The following is a 15,471-nucleotide window of genomic DNA, read 5'->3' as shown; positions in this document are numbered from 1 at the left end:
GGGCGGAATCCTGCTGGTCATTGGGGTGGGGCTTGCCTGCGGCGGCTTTGTCTGGTCCCGCGTCATCATCAGGAAGGCGGCACCATGATGGCCTTTATCTGCCTGGCGCTGGCCGTGCTCGTTGGGCTGCCGGCCACCAAGGGGCGGCTGGGACCGGCTACGGCACAGAACACAGCACAGCACACGGCGAAGACCCCGCGCGCCGGCCCAAGAAAGCGCGATGGCGCAACAGTGCGCGGGGGATTGATGAGCAAACTCCAGCCCTCTACCACCGTGGATCCACTCCTTGTGGCCGGGGATATCGAACTCTTCGCAGCTTGCCTGAGTGCGGGCCTGACGGTGCACGCCGCTGCTACGGCGGTCGCGCGCACGGCAGAGACCGATACCCAGCACCTGTGGGAGACGGTATCCGCGCTCCTGGGAGTTGGCGTGCCCACGGAATCTGCATGGGACCACATGAAGGGCCATGCGGGACTAGAGGACGTGGCGGGGCTTGTCATCTTATCGGGCCAGTCCGGGGCCACCATAGCCGCCGGATGCACGCGAATCTGTACTTCTTTGCGCGCCGAAGCATCTGCTCACGCTACGGGAAAAGCAGAGCGCGCAGGAGTATTCATTGCCCTCCCGCTGGCGGTGTGCTTCCTGCCAGCATTCATCGTTCTAGGCCTCGCGCCCGTGGTAATCAGCTTGGGCGCGCAGCTTTTCTAGATGCACCATTTTTCATTTCTATTCAACTACTCAACCATCACACCTTTTCAGAAAGGACTTCCCATTATGTCTGCACTATTTATTAAGTACTCCCAGCTCACCCGCGCCCTCGTCCGCAACGATGAGGGGATGAGCACCATTGAATACGCCATGGGATCGCTTGCGGCTGCGGCACTTGCCGGCGTGCTGTACATGGTCATTAACGGCGGCGGCGTGGTCGATGCCATCGAGGGAATCATCACCGATGCGCTGTCGAATACCCCGAGCTAACCGGGCGCACTAGAACACAAGAAAGGAGGAATCATGCGCACGGTAGTCGATGACGATGGTTCCGTGACCATCGAAGCCGCCCTGGCATTAAGCTCCCTCGTCCTCGTGGCGGCGGGCATCATCGGTGCGATCGCGACGATGGCGTCCTATATCGCGGCGGTGGACATGGCGGGCGCGGCGGCTAGGTCGCACGCCATCGGCGTCGAGTACCAACCAGCGCGCGAGGATGCCCGGGTGAGCGTGCGGGAAAGCGCGGGGCTTATTCGGGCATCGGTAAGCGTCGATGCTCCCATTGGCACCATGAGCGCGGAGGCGGTCTTTCCCGCGGAGGTGGCTGGCAATGACTAGCAGGCTCCGCGGTGAGGACGGGTACGCCACCATCGCCGCCACCGGAACCATCGTCGCCATCATCAGCTTATTGCTGGTCATCGCGGCGGTGGGGTCTCGCGTGACCGCGCGCCACGAAGCGCAGGTAGCCGCGGACCTTGCCGCCGTGGCCGGCGCGTGGGCCTTGGCCACCGGCAAGGATGCGTGTGCGGCCGCAGAAAGCACCGCGCGGGAAAACGGCGCGAGCCTCGAGGAATGCACCGACAATGCACCCGATATCATCGCCGTGGCTGCGGTGCGCGGCCAGAGCGCCACGGCCAAGGCGGGCCCTGTTTAAACCGCGGCCTCCTGCGTCATGGTGACGAGCGCGCCGAGCAGCTTAATGGCACCGTCCTTGCTTAGTGGGTTATTGCCGTTGCCGCACTTGGGCGATTGCACGCACGATGGGCACCCGGCCTCGCAGGGGCAGGAGCGCACCGCCTCAAAGGTGGCCGCGATCCACTCGGGGAAGCGGCGGAATCCTTCTTCGGCAAACCCGGCACCGCCGGGGTGGCCGTCGTAGACAAAGACGGTGGGAAGCTGCGTATCCGCGTGCAGGGCGGTGGATACGCCCCCGATATCCCAGCGGTCACAGGTGGCAATAAGCGGCAACAGGCCAATGGCGGCGTGTTCTGCCGCATGCAGGGTGCCGGGGATATCGGCGGCGGTAATGCCCATCGCAGAAAGCGCCAGCGGGTCGATGGTATAGGCCACGGCGCGGGTGGTCAGCCGCTGTTCGGGGAGATCGAGGGGAATATCGTCGCCGATGGTGCCATCGGCAAGCCGCACCTGGTAGCCGGTGACGCGGTCGGTGACCTCGACCTCCACGTCCGCCACCCACAGGCCTGGGGAGTAATTGACCAGGTTATCGGCCTCGCGCACGATGCGGATATCCGTGGTAGAGCGCGGGGTGGTCGAATACTCGGGAGTCTCCGGGCGGGCAAGCGCCACATAATCGGATAGGAGGAGCTCCTCGATGACAAAGCTTTCGCCCTGGTGCAGGTAGACCGCGCCGGGGTGGACCTGGCTGGTCGCGCGCGCTGCATCGATGGTGCCCAAAAGCCGCCCATCGGAGGCATCCACGATCATGACCTCCTCGCCCGAGCCACCGCGCAGCGATACCGCTGAGTGGGCGGTTTCCGGAGAGAGCTCCTCCGCGCTGGAAGCGGGAATGGGCACGGCAAACCACCCGCGCTCGCGGCGGCGCACGAGGCCTTGCTCCGCAAGCTGGTGGATGACCTCGCTGGCACCCCACTCAGCAATGGTTGCATCATCCAGCGGCTTTTCCACCGCCGCGCAGTAGATATGGCCAAAGAGGATATAGGGGTTCGTGGGGTTAAACACGCTCGCTTCCACCGGCTTGCCCAAGAGAGCATCGGGGTGGTGCACCAGGTAGGTATCCATGGGTTCATCGCGGGCGACAAGCACCACGAGCGAGCCTTGCCCACGCCGGCCGGCGCGCCCGGCTTGCTGCCAAAAACTGGCCACGGTGCCCGGAAACCCGGCGGTAACCACGGCATCGAGCCCGCCGACGTCGATGCCCAGCTCGAGGGCGGAGGTGGTGGCAACGCCTAATAAGGAGGCATCGTCAAGCGCCTGCTCCAACCGGCGGCGGTCCTCGGCTAAGTAACCTGCGCGGTAGGCGGCGATGCGCTGTGCGAAATCCGGCCGGCCCAAACTGCCGGAGAGGGTCTCGGCGGCTACCATCGCCACGACCTCGGCGGAGCGGCGGGAGCGCACAAAGGTCATGGTCCGGGCGCCTTCCGCGATGAAGGTTGCCATCATCTCGGCGGCCTCAGTCGTGGCCGCGCGTCGCACGGGGGCGCCGTGCTCGCCCTCCGCACCCTCTAAAAACCCAGGCTCCCAGAGCGCGACCGTGCGCGCACCGGTGGGGGCGGAATCCTCAGTAATCGCGTGCGCCGGGCGGCCGGTGAGGCGCTCGGCATGCCGCGCCGGATCATTCATGGTTGCGGAGGCATAAATGATGGTGGGCCGCGATCCATAATGGCGGCACAGCCGGAGCAGGCGGCGCACCACCAGGGCCACATTGGCGCCGAATACGCCCCGATAGGAATGGCATTCATCGATGACGATGAACTCCAGGTGGCGCAGCACCCGCGCCCACCGCGCGTGCGCGGCCAGCATGGACATGTGCACCATATCGGGATTGGAAAACACCAGGCGCGAATGCTCGCGCACGCCCGCCCGCGACTCCTGGGGCGTATCGCCGTCATAGGGTGCGGGCACCACGTTCTTGAGCTCCGGAATCCCGCGGCACAGCTCAAGCGCGGACTGCAGCTGGTCCGATCCGAGGGCCTTGGTGGGGGTGAGGTAGAGCGCGCACGCGGTCTGATCCTTTGCCAGCCGGGTGAGGATGGGCAGCTGGTAGCCCAAAGACTTTCCGGACGAGGTGCCGGTGGAAATTACTGCGTCACGGCCCTGCCACGCGCATTCGGCGAGCTCGGCCTGGTGCGCATAGAGCTTGCCGATGCCCCCATCTACCACCTGCTCCTTCAACCCCGGCAGCACCCACTCTGGCCATTCGGCGTAGCGCGCCCGCTTTGCCGGGAGCGTGGTGTGAAACGTCAGGGTGGACTCAGAAAGGCGCCGTTGAATGAGATCTAGGAGCTCTTCACCAATGGGGTTGTTGCCCGCCGGGTGAGACAATTTTTTACCCCCTTGTGAGTTAAATCTATCGCTTTGGCGTGGAACGTGTCACACTGTTGACAGGCCAATGTTGTCTTGGTGCGGTTTTATACTTCACGGTACTGCTCGAGGACCCATTTACCGAATAACTACCGGCGCGGCAATGCGCGCTACCTCTTTAAGAAAAGGAACTCAGTTCACCATGACACAAGGAACCGTTAAGTGGTTTAACTCCGAAAAGGGATACGGCTTCATCGAGCGCGAGGACGGCGGCGGAGACATCTTCGTGCACTACTCCGAAATTCAGGGCAGCGGCTTCCGCACCTTGGAAGAAAACCAGAAGGTCAGCTTCGAGGTTGGATCCGGCCCGAAGGGCGACCAGGCGCAGGCCGTTTCCATTCTCTAACGCCCTCTAGGGTTTTAAGCGCCCTAGGGCGTTTCGGCGTAGCCGCGGCGGGTATCCCACCACTCAGTGATGCTGTTTTGGGCCTTTTGTAGTCCGAAGCCGATGAATACGGCGGCGATAATGCTGATAACCATCGCAAACAGTGGGGTATCGGAGAACGCCATGCCGCCCACATAACCAATGGCCAAGGCCTGGAATACCCAGAGCATCACGCCAATGGTGTCGAAGAAGAGGAAGACCGGCCAGGGAAAGCGCATTGACCCTAGCAAAATGGTCATAAAGAGCCTGGCCGAGGGGATAAAGCGGGCAATGATAATGGCCGCGCCACCGCCGCGGCGTACATTGCGTTTTACCCAGGTGAGGGCCTCGTAGGCCTTCGTTCCCTTTTGAATGCGGTTAAGCAATGGCATAAACCGCGTGCCCAGCAAAAAGCACAGGTTATCACCCAACATGGCGGCTACGAGCGCCACAAAGAACATGGTGGGCAGGTGTGGAAATCCCTGCGAACCGGCCCAAGCGCCGACCATATTCAGCGGGATTTCAGAGGGGAGCACTGGAAAGAAACAGTCCCCGAAAATGAGCAGGCCCACGATTGGATAAACCCACTCCGTGCCCATGATGGCTTCAATCCACATCGTTACTGTGTCAACCATCTAATCCTCCACGGGGTGTGTTGTGGGTGTGCTATCGTCCCCAACAATGCTTTCACAGCTGCTGGACTTTCTAAAAAGGTCAGTATAGACCGGTTCGGTGGGGGTGCGAAGCGCCCCCTACAAAGCCTTTTGGTGTTACCGAGTATATGGTGCGAAGAACGGTATAAACCACCTGTGTACGCTAGGGGCGATTGCTGAAAGCGCACAAATTTTAATGTTCGCATCATCGAAAGGGATGAAGTCGAAGTGGCAGAAGCGGCCGAGCCGGGCAAAACTTTAGTGATTGTGGAGTCGGCAACTAAGGCGAAGAAGATCCAGCCGTACCTGGGAGATAACTACATCGTGGAGGCCTCCGTAGGGCATATCCGCGATCTCCCGCGGGGCGCTGCCGACGTGCCGGCGAAGTTCAAGAAAGAATCTTGGGCCCGCTTGGGTGTTAACCCGGAAGATGATTTCGCCCCGCTCTACGTCGTCAGCCCGGATAAAAAGAAAAAGGTCGCTGACCTCAAATCCAAGCTGAAGCAGTGCGATAGCCTCTTGCTGGCAACAGACCCGGACCGCGAGGGCGAAGCCATTGCTTGGCACCTATTGGAGGTTTTAAAGCCCAAGGTGCCGGTGCGCCGCATGGTCTTTAATGAGATCACCAAGTCCGCCATCTTGGAGGCGGCGGAAAACACCCGCGACTTGGACTATGACCTTATTGATGCCCAAGAAACCCGCCGCATCCTCGACCGCCTCTACGGCTACGAAGTCTCCCCGGTGTTGTGGAAGAAGGTCATGCCGCGGCTTTCGGCCGGGCGCGTGCAGTCGGTGGCCACACGGGTCATCGTCGAGCGCGAGCGCGAGCGCATGGCATTTATCTCCGCTGATTACTGGGATTTGCTCGCCACCCTGGACGCGGGCACCGGCACCGGTAGCGGCGAGGGCCCGTCGGCCTTTGACGCGCGCCTGACCGCGGTCAATGGCAAGCGCGTGGCTTTGGGCCGCGATTTCGACGATCGCGGAAACGTGAAGACCAAGGACGTCATCGTCATCACCCAGCCGCAGGCAGAAGCCTTGGAAAAGGCCCTGCAGGGCGCGGGCATGACAGTGGCCGGGGTAGAGCACAAGCCTTATACCCGCAAGCCTTATGCACCGTTTATGACCTCGACGCTGCAGCAGGAGGCGGGCCGGCGCCTGCACTTTACCTCTGAGCGCACGATGCGCATTGCGCAGCGCCTCTACGAAAACGGCCACATTACGTATATGCGTACGGACTCCTCTTCGCTGTCCCAGCAGGGCTTGAACGCCGCGCGTAGCTCCGCGACCAGCATTTATGGCGAAGAATACGTCTCGGATTCGCCGCGCGTCTATGACCGCCGCGTGAAGAACTCGCAGGAGGCGCACGAGGCTATCCGCCCGGCCGGTGAGTCCTTTGCCACCCCGGGCCAGCTGTCTAGCCAGCTGGATGCGGAGGAATTTAAGCTCTATGACCTGATTTGGAAGCGCACCGTGGCCTCGCAGATGGCCGATGCTAAGGGCACCTCCATGAAGGTGGCGGTCGCTGGCACCGCGACCACGGATAACGGCACCTATGACGTCGAGTTCTCTGCAACCGGTCGCACCATTACCTTCCCGGGCTTTTTGAAGGCTTACGGCGCCGACGAGGATACGAGCAAGAAGAGCGAAAACCGCCTGCCGCACTTGGAGGAAGGCCGCGATCTGAAGGCCGAAGAAGTCTCGGCAGAAGGCCACTCCACCAACCCTCCGGCGCGCTATACAGAGGCCAGCCTGGTGAAAAAGATGGAGGACTTGGGTATCGGGCGCCCGTCGACGTATGCCTCCATCATCAAGACCATCCAGGACCGCGGCTACGTGGTCTCGCGCGGCAACGCCCTGGTTCCTTCGTGGGTGGCTTTTGCCGTCGTGGGCCTCTTGGAGGAAAACTTCACCGAGTTAGTGGATTATGACTTCACCTCGTCCATGGAAGATGAGCTGGACTCGATTGCCACCGGCACGGAGGATGGCACGGACTGGCTCAACGGCTTTTACTTTGGCAACGCTGAGGCCAACGAGCACAAGGCGGCCTCCATCGCACGTCACGGCGGGCTGAAATCGCTTATCGATGTCAACCTCGAGGCCATCGATGCCCGCAAGGTCAACTCGCTGAAGCTCTATACCGATTCTGAGGGCCGCGAGGTCTTCGTACGCGTCGGCCGCTACGGGCCTTATATCGAGCGCGCGATCGGCACCAATGAGGACGGCAGCGTGGAATACCAGCGCGCCAACCTCTCAGAAACCGTCACCCCGGATGGGCTGAATGAACAGCTGGCGGAAAAGCTCTTTGCCACCTCGCAGGGCGGGCGCCAGCTGGGCGAGAATCCCGAAAACGGGCGCATGGTGGTGGCGAAGGAAGGCCGCTTTGGTCCCTATGTCACCGAGGTCGTCCGCGATGATGAGCGGGAGAAGGCTGAGGCGGAGGCCTTGGAGATCGTCGCCAAGGAGCGCGCAGAAGAGGATAAGCAGCGCGCCGAGGAAGGCAAGCGCGCCAAGAATTGGGAGACCAAGACGGCCGCGAAGCAGAAGGAAAAGCGCATCAATGACTACATTGATGAGAAGCTGAAGCCGGGTACGGCCTCGCTCTTTAGCTCGATGGAACCGCTGACCGTCACGCTGGAACAGGCCCTTGAGCTGCTGTCCCTGCCGCGCGAGGTGGGCGTGGACGACGGGGAGATGATCACTGCCCAAAACGGCCGCTACGGCCCCTACCTGAGGAAGGGATCGGATTCGCGCTCGCTGGCTAAGGAAGAGCAGATCTTTAGCATCACCTTGGATGAGGCCCGCCGCATTTATGCGGAGCCGAAGCGCCGGGGCCGCGCGGCCGCACAGCCGCCGCTGAAGCAGCTCGGCGATAATGACGTCTCGGGCAAGCCTATGACAGTTAAGGATGGCCGCTTCGGCCCGTACGTCACGGACGGCACCACCAATGCGTCCCTGCGCCGCGGCGACGATCCGGAGCAGCTTACCGATGCCCGCGCCAACGAGCTCCTCTCCGAGCGCCGCGCCAAAGAGGCCTCTGGGGAGACGAAGAAGAAGTCCACGAAGAAGTCTTCTAAGAAGAGCACGAAGAAGTCGACCAAGAAATCGACGAAGAAGGCAACCAAGAAGTCCAGCAAGAAGGCCACTAAGAAGGGCACGAAGAAGGCGGCTAAGAAATCCAGCTCGAAGCCTTCGCCTGGCACGAAGAACGTGGTTAAGGCCGGCTCGCGGAAGAAATAAGCGCAGAAGTTAGTAAGGTGGCGGGCATGAATGATTTTCTTGCCCGCACCGAGGAAGGCGCCGCGGCCTTGACCCGTGCGGTGTCTGAAACCTTTGCCGATGTCACCGACTCAGCCCGACGCACGCCGCGGGGTTGGCGGCGTTTCGCGTACTTGTCGCTAGGCGAATCCACGGTATGGTCCCGCCTTTTTGGTTGGAAGAAGGCCCACGCCGTCACGAGCGCGCCGCTTTTGCCCCTTTTGGCGGCGGAGGCGCAAAACCCCACCCTGAGCCCCGCACTGCTGGCCGGCGCGGTGGGCCAGGTGGAAAAGTCGCGCCGCTTGCACCGCCCCTCCCTCCTTGGGGTGGCAGGCGTTACCGCTAGCCACGCGGCGTATTCGTGGGTGCTTTATCGGCGCGGCGCGCGCAACGATGCCCGCGGTTGGGGCCTGCGCGCCATGGCGTGGGCGGCGGCGCTCGTCGCCACGCGCAAGCAGCCCACTCGGACCGCGGTAGCGGTGGGCGGCGCGGCGGTGCTGACCACCTCGGCGCTGGCGGGCGATCCGCGCCTGCGTACTGATGCGACGAAGGGCTTGAGCCACGGCGCCAATCTCTTGGTCGCGGCGGAAGGCCTGACTGCGCTGCGAGCGCGAATAGCAGCAGCCGGGTCTCAGAAGGACAAGAAACATGCCAAGCCCTCGAAGGCGGCCCGGGTGGTGGGCGCGGCGGAGGCTGGTGCCTTTGCCCTCGGGCACTTCCTGCTAGTCGATGCCCTGTCTAGGTAAGGCCCTGCCTAGGCAAGCTCCGCTCCGGCTGCATGCTCGGTCCATAAGACAACCGGCGGTGCACCGCCTCGAAGGGCCCGCGCAGGCCCAGCGCTTCGAGCACGCAGGCGCCGATTACGGTCACCAGCCATACGCCGCAGGCGAGCCCGGCCTGACCAAAGGCGCCTAGCTCATGGCCGAAGTCCAGCGTGAAGGGGTGCACGAGCAGGAAAAACAGCATCGACTGACCCACATAACCGCTCATAGAGCGCTTTCCCAGCGCGACGAAGGGCCACAAGAGCGCGGGCACGGAGGCGCCGGCGGCTAGGCGTTCTTGCACGGGCTGTAAGATTAGGGCGAGCCCGGCGAGGATTCCCGGCCCGGTCAGCACGCCGAGGGTGGAATTGGCGCTACTGGCGGCGTTCGCCCATCGTTGATCGATGACCCCGAGGGTGCCCAAGGACCACAGCGTGCCAATGCCCATCGTTACGGCCGCGGCGATGGCCACCCAGCGCAGGAGTTGGGGGCGGTGAGAGGGGACATCGGCAAGCACGCCCTCGCGCGCCCACACAAAGCCCACCAGCATGACTGGCAGGTACATCAGCACGATGAGCGGGGCGGAGATGATCTGCGCTCCCAGGGTGAGAAGCTGGCTCAGTAGCAGGTCACCGTAGGAATTTACCGTGCCAATGGCATCGACGGGGATATCGAGCCCGCCGTCAACCGCGGAGAAAATAAACGCGGCGATGCTGAGCACCGTCAGCACCCCGAGCGCGATATTAGAAATCTTGCGCAGCGTAGAATTATGCAGCGTGAGCAGCAGGGCAATGACTATGCCCGCTATGCCGTAGACAAACATGATATCGCCCCAAAACAGCAGCACCATGTGCACCGCGCCTAAAAGCGCGAGGAAGCCATAGCGCTTGGCGATGACCTTCCTCGCTTCTACCAGCGGAAATCCCCGCCGCCACAGGCTCATCGCAATAAGCCCCACGCCGAAGCCCAGCAGGGTAGAAAACATGGGCAGGCCGCGGTTGTGCACGAAGAAAGCACCGAAGACGACGGCGATTTTATCGAGCAGGCTGTCATCGAGGATGCCGCCGAAATACGCGCCCGGCCGGTCCTCGGTGATGATCCACGCGGCGGTCATATTCGCTATCGCGATTCCTAAAAGCGCCATTCCGCGCGCCGCATCGGGCACGATGAGGCGGGTGCTTGCCATTAGATTTCGCACCTTTCTGCCAGGCTGGCGCGGATGGGGCGCGCCAACTGGGTCATGCGGCGGCGCCCGCGCAGCTCAATGGATTTCATGACGGTCCAGCGGGCCTGCTCGGCCTCGTTGGCGGTCTTTAGGGTGGCGGCGTTGGTCAGGACCTGGCCGGGGGTGTCCTTGGCCATTTCGGTCAGGCGCGCGGCCTCGTTAACGGCATCGCCGATGACGGTGTACTCGAAGCGATCCGCGCCGCCGATGTGGCCTGCCACCACGTGGCCGGAGGCGACGCCGATGCCGGCCTGCAGCTCGAGCCCGCGCAATTCGCCGCGCAGCTCGCGGGCGGCCTGCAGCGCCATCGAAGTCGAGTCGTACACGTTGAGCGGCGCACCAAAGACGGCGAGGGCGGCATCGCCCTGGAATTTATTGATGATGCCCTTATTGCGGTGCACCACCGTCACGACGTGCTCGAAGAATTTATTGAGCTCCGTGACCACTTCTTCGGGGGAGTGGTTGACCGCGAAGGTGGTGGAACCGATGACATCGATAAACAGCACCGCGACTTTGCGGTCCTCGCCGCCCAATTCGGGGCGCTCTTCAAGGGCGCGCTGAGCTACCTCGGTGCCCACGTAGCGGCCGAAGATATCGCGAACGCGCTGGCGCTCGCGCAGCCCGCGCATCATCTCATTGAAACCGGCCTGCAGGACGCCGAGCTCGGAACCATCGTAGATATCGACCTCGGCATCGGACTCGCCGCGGCGCACGCGGTTAATCGCATCCTGCAATTCCACGATGGGATCGACCACGCTCATGATGGCGAAGCTGGTGCCGATAAACCCGGTGGCCAGGGCGGTAAGCGCGAGCGCCACGATGGCCGGGATGATCTCGCTGGCATCGCCAGAAAAGAGCCCAGTGTGCTGCCCCAATAGCACCAGCACGATGCCGAGTAGTGGCACCCCGGAGGTCATCAGCCAGGTGGAAAAGAGGCGATACTTGATGGGCGGTTCGACGGTGGAATCTTCAAAGCGGCGGGCGACGGCCTGCGCGGCGACGGGCCGCACGAGGCGCTCGGCCTGCAGGTAGGTCAAGATGATGACCACCAGGCCCGCGAGGGTGGTGGAGACCCCCACGACGAGTCCGAGACGCCCGGACTGCCCGCTGGAGATAACCACCGTCAGGATAATGCCGATGAGCCAGACCGCGGCCGCGACCAGGGATTGGTACACAGGGATGCGCAGTACGAGGGTGCGCACCATATTTGGATCGTGCGCATCGGGATTACGCTGCCAGTCCAGCACGGGGCGGAAGAGCAGCAGGGTAGCGGCGATGCCGATGATGACGGCAAAGATGAGGTAGACCGCCGCCACTCCCTTCAGGTTGGGCAGCTCGGCGGCAAAGTCGTCAATTTCCGGCATGGGCAGGAAATAGAGGATGAAGGTCATGATCGCGATGGCGCCGATGATATTGGCGCCCAAGACCAAGGCAGCGTATACCGGCCATTGGGTTCCCATAAGCCAACGAGCGCCACGCAATAGTCTGTTCATAACTACTTACTGTAGTAAGACCAGTAGGCTAGAGCGAGTGAATACGGGAAGCGTTGCGCAACGATTGGCAGATACCCCAGGTGTGGCCCGCACTATCTTGGGTGCCGCGCGGGCGGCGCGGGGGATGCCGGGGGCAGATCCGCGGGCGATGAGCCATTCCTGGCTCTTTACCGGCCCGCCCGGTTCCGGGCGATCCTTGGCCGCAATCGATTTCGCGGCCGCGCTCATGTGCACGGATCCGGAGGAACCGGGCTGCGGAAAATGCGAGGCCTGCCGCGCCGTGCTAGGCACCAAGCAGCACACGGACCTGGTCTTGGTGGACCCGCAGGAGGTCATCATCCCGGTGGATACGGTGCGCGAGGTCATCGGGCGCGCCGCGAGCCTGCCCACGGTCGCCCCATGGCGCGTCGTGATCTTTAATAACGCGGATCGACTCAACAATAACGGCGCCAACGCGCTGCTCAAGACGGTGGAGGAGCCACCGGAGCGCACCGTGATTATCATGTGCGCGCCTTCCGATGCCCCCGAGGACTTCTCCCAGACCCTCCGCTCGCGCTGCCGGTACCTGTACATCCCCTCGCCGTCGGTGGAAAATATCGTTGCGCAGTTGGTGAGCGAAGGCGCCTCGGATCACGATGCCCGCCTCGCCGCCGTCACCTCCCTGCGCCACGTGGGCAGGGCCCGCCACCTGGTGGCGGATCCGACGGTGCAAAAACGCCGGGCAGTGGCCATCAACCTGGCGGAAGACATCTTCCACGAATCCCAGGGCTTTCAGGCGGTGACTTCGCTTCTCAAGCTAGTGGATGCGGACGCGAAGGAATCGCACAAGGAGGAAGAAGAAGCGGAGCTGGCCAAGCTGGAAAATACCTTTGGCGTGGGCGCGAAGGGCAAGGGCGCGGCGAAGGCGCAGCGCGATGCCCGCTCCGCCATCAAGGACTTACAAGAACAGCACAAGAAGCGGGCGAAGCGACGGGTTATCGATAACCTCGACCTAGTGCTCGTCGATCTCTCCGGAATTTACCGCGACGCGCTGATGACAAAGGTGGGCGCGCAGGTGGAGATGACCCACCCGGATTTCGCGGGGCTATCTGGCGAGCTGGCGCAGCGGGTGAGCGAGGAGGGCCTCTTGGAGTGCCAGTCCGCCATTTCTTATTGCCGCGAGCAGCTGACCCAGAACGTAGGTACGCAGATTGCCTTCGACGGCTTGGTGGGCAGGCTGCGGCGGGCCTGCCTTTAGCGCTGGGGGCTGTCTAGTACCGGGACCGTCGCTAGTATCGGGCCGGAGTTTAACACCGGCCCGCCAAAAACCAGGCCTGAGCCCCGATTTCTTTTCCGCGCCACCCCTGCGATAGAATCGCCAGTGCTGCTTAAACAGCGTGCCGCCTTAGCTCAGTCGGTAGAGCATTTCACTCGTAATGAAAAGGTCGCGAGTTCGATTCTCGCAGGCGGCTCCATTTTTATATGTGCGGGGTTCTTCCTTAATATAAACTCTCCTTCAATAGAAGCAGGCCATATGGCCTCGATGAGAGAAGGAACGAGACATTGCTTATTGCTACCGTCGCAGCAGAAATCCTCTTTTGGGCGTGCCTTATTCTGGGCGGTGTTCTCCGATACATCGTTAAGGCCCCAAGAATTGGACTGGCATTCTTTATCGCTACGCCAATTATTGACATAGTCTTGTTAATTTTCTCATTTTTCACTCTGCATACTGACGGCGAAGCGGGATTCATGCACGGTTTCGCAGCTTTTTATATCGCATTTTCGCTGGTCTTTGGCGGCGACATCATACGCGCAGTTGATCGGAAACTCAGCGGGAAGTCGAAAACCGAGTCTGGGAATCAGTCCGATAATAATGTGAGAAAATCCGTATATGCTAGTGCGGTGACGGCTGCGATCCTGATAGTTAGCATCGCGGTGGTAGGGCTAAACGGCAGCTTCTGGTTGATTTATTGGCTTATTGCCGTGCTCTTTACCCCACCGATGTGGTGGGGCATTGAAAAATTTAATCGCCGTGCTTGAGCAGGCGCGGAACCACCTTGCCGGTGGCATTGCGCGGCAGCTTGGATAGGAAATGCACGTCGCGGGGAACGGAGTGCTCGGCGAGCTTATCGTGCACCCAGGCGCGGATGGCATCGGCAGTCAGTTCGCGGCCGGCGGCATCGGCAGTAGGCACCGCCCAGACGGCGATGCGGCTGAAGGTCTCGCTATCCTCCACGCCACCCGCGTGCACCTCATCGATGCCGGGCATGGCCTCGAGCACTTCGGTTACGGACTGGGGGTGGACATTCTCGCCACCGACGATGATCATGTCATCGGCTCGGCCCACGACGTGGAGGAAGCCCTGCTTGTCGATGTACCCAAGATCACCGATCGACAACAACCCATCGACCCGATTGAGCTTGAGCTTGGGGTTGGTATAGCCGGTCATGGCGGTGGAATTGGTGAGGTAGATTTCACCCACCTCGCCGCGGGGAACGGGGTGTCCCTCCTCATCGAGGATGCGCAGCTTGGTGCCATTAGCCACCTTGCCCACCGCATCAGGGTTTTCTGCGACCTGTTCCATCGTGGCCGTTGAGGCAAGCGCCAGCTCCGTGGAACCATAAACATTGCAGAGGATGGGGCCGAAGCGCGCATTGGTGTCCTTGACCACCTGCGGGGTAAGCGCATTGCCGGCAGAGGCGATGAAGTTCAGGCTCGAGGAATCGAAGTCGCCCTCGGGATCGTGATCCACCAAGCGCTTGAAAAAGATGGGGGAGGAGAGCATGCCGTCGAGGCGGTAGCGTTGGACATCATCAAGCACCTGCTCCGGCTCAAAAACGCGGCGGGTGACGATGGTATTGCGCAGCCCCAAGGCAATATTGATGCAGGCCCATCCCCAGGTGTGGAAGATGGAGGCCGTCATCTGCACGCGCTGATCGGCGCGCCACGGGATATTGCCCACGATGGAGGCGAGCACGACGGGCAACGTCGGCTCGGGGCGCACGATGCCCTTGGGGATGCCGGTCGTGCCGGAGGACATCAGTACGATGGGGCCGTGCTTGGGAAAGGTGGGAAGCTCGATATCCAGGGGATTCTTCACGATTTTCTCGAGCGTGGGCAGATCGCTTGCTCCCGTATCGTGGGCGATGATGACTGGGATATCGAGGTTGGGATCGACGCGGTCGATGAATTCATCATCGATGACGAGGACGTTAATGCCATTTTCTTCGATGCAGCCGGCCAGCTGCTCTGGGGAAGAACCGACATTGAGCAGGTAGATTCCGGCACCGGCGTAACCCTTGGCTCCCAAAGGGATGATGATGCCGCGGCCGTTGCGGGCCATGACGCCCAGCCGGATTTCCGGCACCTCCAAGGACTCTAGGTAGCGGGCAAAATTCTGCGCGTGGGATCGCAGCTGGCGGTAGGTGAGGGTGCCATCGTCATCGATAAGCGCGAGGCGATCTGGGCAGGTTAAATAGGCCTGCTCGATTTCGCGCGCCGTGGTGAAGCGGTAACGCGCGAGGTTGGGCAGGAGCTTGAGCTGCCCGCCAAGCCCGCCTTGCCGGGTGATAAGCCCTGACTTGAAGAGGGCAGGGAAGAACTGGCTGAGCGCGGAGGCGTGGAAGGGAACATCAGACAATTTCATGGAAGAGAAAGCTCCGAAAAGAGAAGATAACGAAAATATAAC

The 15,471-nt window shown here is 61.9% G+C and carries 14 protein-coding genes and 1 tRNA gene; 10 read left to right on the top strand and 5 right to left on the bottom strand.

The window, feature by feature from the left end; genetic code table 11:
• Positions 1 to 84: 84 nt before the first annotated feature.
• The 4 genes from ABRP88_RS10015 (at position 85) to ABRP88_RS10000 (ending at position 1,642) form a co-directional block, all read left to right on the top strand.
• Positions 85 to 708, top strand: a complete 624-nt coding sequence (locus tag ABRP88_RS10015) for a type II secretion system F family protein (RefSeq protein WP_349837107.1) — start codon at positions 85 to 87, stop codon at positions 706 to 708.
• Positions 709 to 774: 66 nt separating this feature from the next.
• Positions 775 to 978, top strand: coding sequence for a DUF4244 domain-containing protein (locus tag ABRP88_RS10010; protein ID WP_005276515.1), 204 nt, complete (start codon positions 775 to 777; stop codon positions 976 to 978).
• 33 nt (positions 979 to 1,011) lie between these two features.
• Positions 1,012 to 1,326, top strand: coding sequence for a hypothetical protein (locus ABRP88_RS10005; protein ID WP_005276517.1), 315 nt, complete (start codon positions 1,012 to 1,014; stop codon positions 1,324 to 1,326).
• Entirely contained in the window at positions 1,319 to 1,642 is a 324-nt protein-coding gene (locus ABRP88_RS10000) for an Rv3654c family TadE-like protein (protein WP_349837106.1), read from the top strand. Before ABRP88_RS10005 ends, ABRP88_RS10000 begins: the two co-directional genes overlap by 8 nt.
• Here the strand turns inward: ABRP88_RS10000 and ABRP88_RS09995 are convergent.
• Positions 1,639 to 4,011: a DEAD/DEAH box helicase gene (locus ABRP88_RS09995; protein ID WP_349837105.1), complete on the bottom strand. Its 2,373-nt coding sequence runs from the start codon at positions 4,009 to 4,011 to the stop codon at positions 1,639 to 1,641. The genes ABRP88_RS10000 and ABRP88_RS09995 overlap by 4 nt on opposite strands.
• A gap of 181 nt (positions 4,012 to 4,192) precedes the next feature.
• On the opposite strand from ABRP88_RS09995, the gene ABRP88_RS09990 reads away from it, so the two are divergent.
• On the top strand, positions 4,193 to 4,396 hold the full coding sequence (locus ABRP88_RS09990) for a cold-shock protein (protein ID WP_005276524.1): 204 nt from the start codon (positions 4,193 to 4,195) through the stop codon (positions 4,394 to 4,396).
• 23 nt (positions 4,397 to 4,419) lie between these two features.
• Here ABRP88_RS09990 and ABRP88_RS09985 read toward each other — a convergent pair whose 3' ends face one another.
• Positions 4,420 to 5,049 (bottom strand): DedA family protein, encoded by a 630-nt coding sequence (locus ABRP88_RS09985; protein WP_284783204.1) that lies wholly within the window; start codon positions 5,047 to 5,049, stop codon positions 4,420 to 4,422.
• Positions 5,050 to 5,295: 246 nt separating this feature from the next.
• Here ABRP88_RS09985 and topA point away from each other — a divergent pair, with 246 nt between their 5' ends.
• A complete protein-coding gene (gene topA / locus ABRP88_RS09980; protein ID WP_349837104.1) occupies positions 5,296 to 8,307 on the top strand; it encodes a type I DNA topoisomerase in 3,012 nt (1,003 codons plus the stop codon).
• 26 nt (positions 8,308 to 8,333) lie between these two features.
• Complete coding sequence (locus tag ABRP88_RS09975; RefSeq protein WP_349837103.1) at positions 8,334 to 9,071, top strand: hypothetical protein; 738 nt, start codon at positions 8,334 to 8,336, stop codon at positions 9,069 to 9,071.
• On the opposite strand, the gene ABRP88_RS09970 is transcribed toward ABRP88_RS09975, so the two are convergent.
• Positions 9,064 to 10,272 (bottom strand): DUF418 domain-containing protein, encoded by a 1,209-nt coding sequence (locus tag ABRP88_RS09970; RefSeq protein WP_349837102.1) that lies wholly within the window; start codon positions 10,270 to 10,272, stop codon positions 9,064 to 9,066. The genes ABRP88_RS09975 and ABRP88_RS09970 overlap by 8 nt on opposite strands.
• On the bottom strand, positions 10,272 to 11,804 hold the full coding sequence (locus ABRP88_RS09965) for an adenylate/guanylate cyclase domain-containing protein (RefSeq protein WP_284853970.1): 1,533 nt from the start codon (positions 11,802 to 11,804) through the stop codon (positions 10,272 to 10,274). The genes ABRP88_RS09970 and ABRP88_RS09965 overlap by 1 nt, the downstream gene beginning before the upstream one ends.
• 37 nt (positions 11,805 to 11,841) lie before the next feature.
• Here ABRP88_RS09965 and ABRP88_RS09960 point away from each other — a divergent pair, with 37 nt between their 5' ends.
• From ABRP88_RS09960 to ABRP88_RS09950, 3 genes are all read left to right on the top strand, one after another.
• The gene (locus ABRP88_RS09960; protein WP_349837101.1) at positions 11,842 to 13,041 is read left to right on the top strand and encodes a DNA polymerase III subunit delta'; all 1,200 of its coding nucleotides are present in this window, start codon (positions 11,842 to 11,844) and stop codon (positions 13,039 to 13,041) included.
• 141 nt (positions 13,042 to 13,182) lie between these two features.
• Positions 13,183 to 13,258: transfer RNA gene (locus ABRP88_RS09955), tRNA-Thr, on the top strand.
• Positions 13,259 to 13,346: 88 nt separating this feature from the next.
• Positions 13,347 to 13,823: a hypothetical protein gene (locus ABRP88_RS09950; RefSeq protein ID WP_349837100.1), complete on the top strand. Its 477-nt coding sequence runs from the start codon at positions 13,347 to 13,349 to the stop codon at positions 13,821 to 13,823.
• Here ABRP88_RS09950 and ABRP88_RS09945 read toward each other — a convergent pair.
• On the bottom strand, positions 13,807 to 15,429 hold the full coding sequence (locus tag ABRP88_RS09945) for an AMP-binding protein (RefSeq protein ID WP_349837099.1): 1,623 nt from the start codon (positions 15,427 to 15,429) through the stop codon (positions 13,807 to 13,809). The two genes, ABRP88_RS09950 and ABRP88_RS09945, sit on opposite strands and share 17 nt — an antisense overlap.
• Positions 15,430 to 15,471 lie beyond the last annotated feature (42 nt).

It is taken from the genome of Corynebacterium sp. KPL2734 (assembly GCF_040225595.1).
In the GTDB taxonomy this organism is placed as follows: domain Bacteria; phylum Actinomycetota; class Actinomycetes; order Mycobacteriales; family Mycobacteriaceae; genus Corynebacterium; species Corynebacterium rhinophilum.
This window is presented reverse-complemented; position numbering and strand designations above follow the sequence as displayed.

Coding starts and splice junctions, on each gene's coding strand:
- ABRP88_RS10015 (WP_349837107.1), top strand. CDS start 85: ATGATGGCCTTTATCTGCCTGGCGCTGGCCGTGCTCGTTGGGCTGCCG.
- ABRP88_RS10010 (WP_005276515.1), top strand. CDS start 775: ATGTCTGCACTATTTATTAAGTACTCCCAGCTCACCCGCGCCCTCGTC.
- ABRP88_RS10005 (WP_005276517.1), top strand. CDS start 1,012: ATGCGCACGGTAGTCGATGACGATGGTTCCGTGACCATCGAAGCCGCC.
- ABRP88_RS10000 (WP_349837106.1), top strand. CDS start 1,319: ATGACTAGCAGGCTCCGCGGTGAGGACGGGTACGCCACCATCGCCGCC.
- ABRP88_RS09990 (WP_005276524.1), top strand. CDS start 4,193: ATGACACAAGGAACCGTTAAGTGGTTTAACTCCGAAAAGGGATACGGC.
- ABRP88_RS09985 (WP_284783204.1), bottom strand. CDS start 5,049: ATGGTTGACACAGTAACGATGTGGATTGAAGCCATCATGGGCACGGAG.
- ABRP88_RS09975 (WP_349837103.1), top strand. CDS start 8,334: ATGAATGATTTTCTTGCCCGCACCGAGGAAGGCGCCGCGGCCTTGACC.
- ABRP88_RS09970 (WP_349837102.1), bottom strand. CDS start 10,272: ATGGCAAGCACCCGCCTCATCGTGCCCGATGCGGCGCGCGGAATGGCG.
- ABRP88_RS09965 (WP_284853970.1), bottom strand. CDS start 11,804: ATGAACAGACTATTGCGTGGCGCTCGTTGGCTTATGGGAACCCAATGG.
- ABRP88_RS09945 (WP_349837099.1), bottom strand. CDS start 15,429: ATGAAATTGTCTGATGTTCCCTTCCACGCCTCCGCGCTCAGCCAGTTC.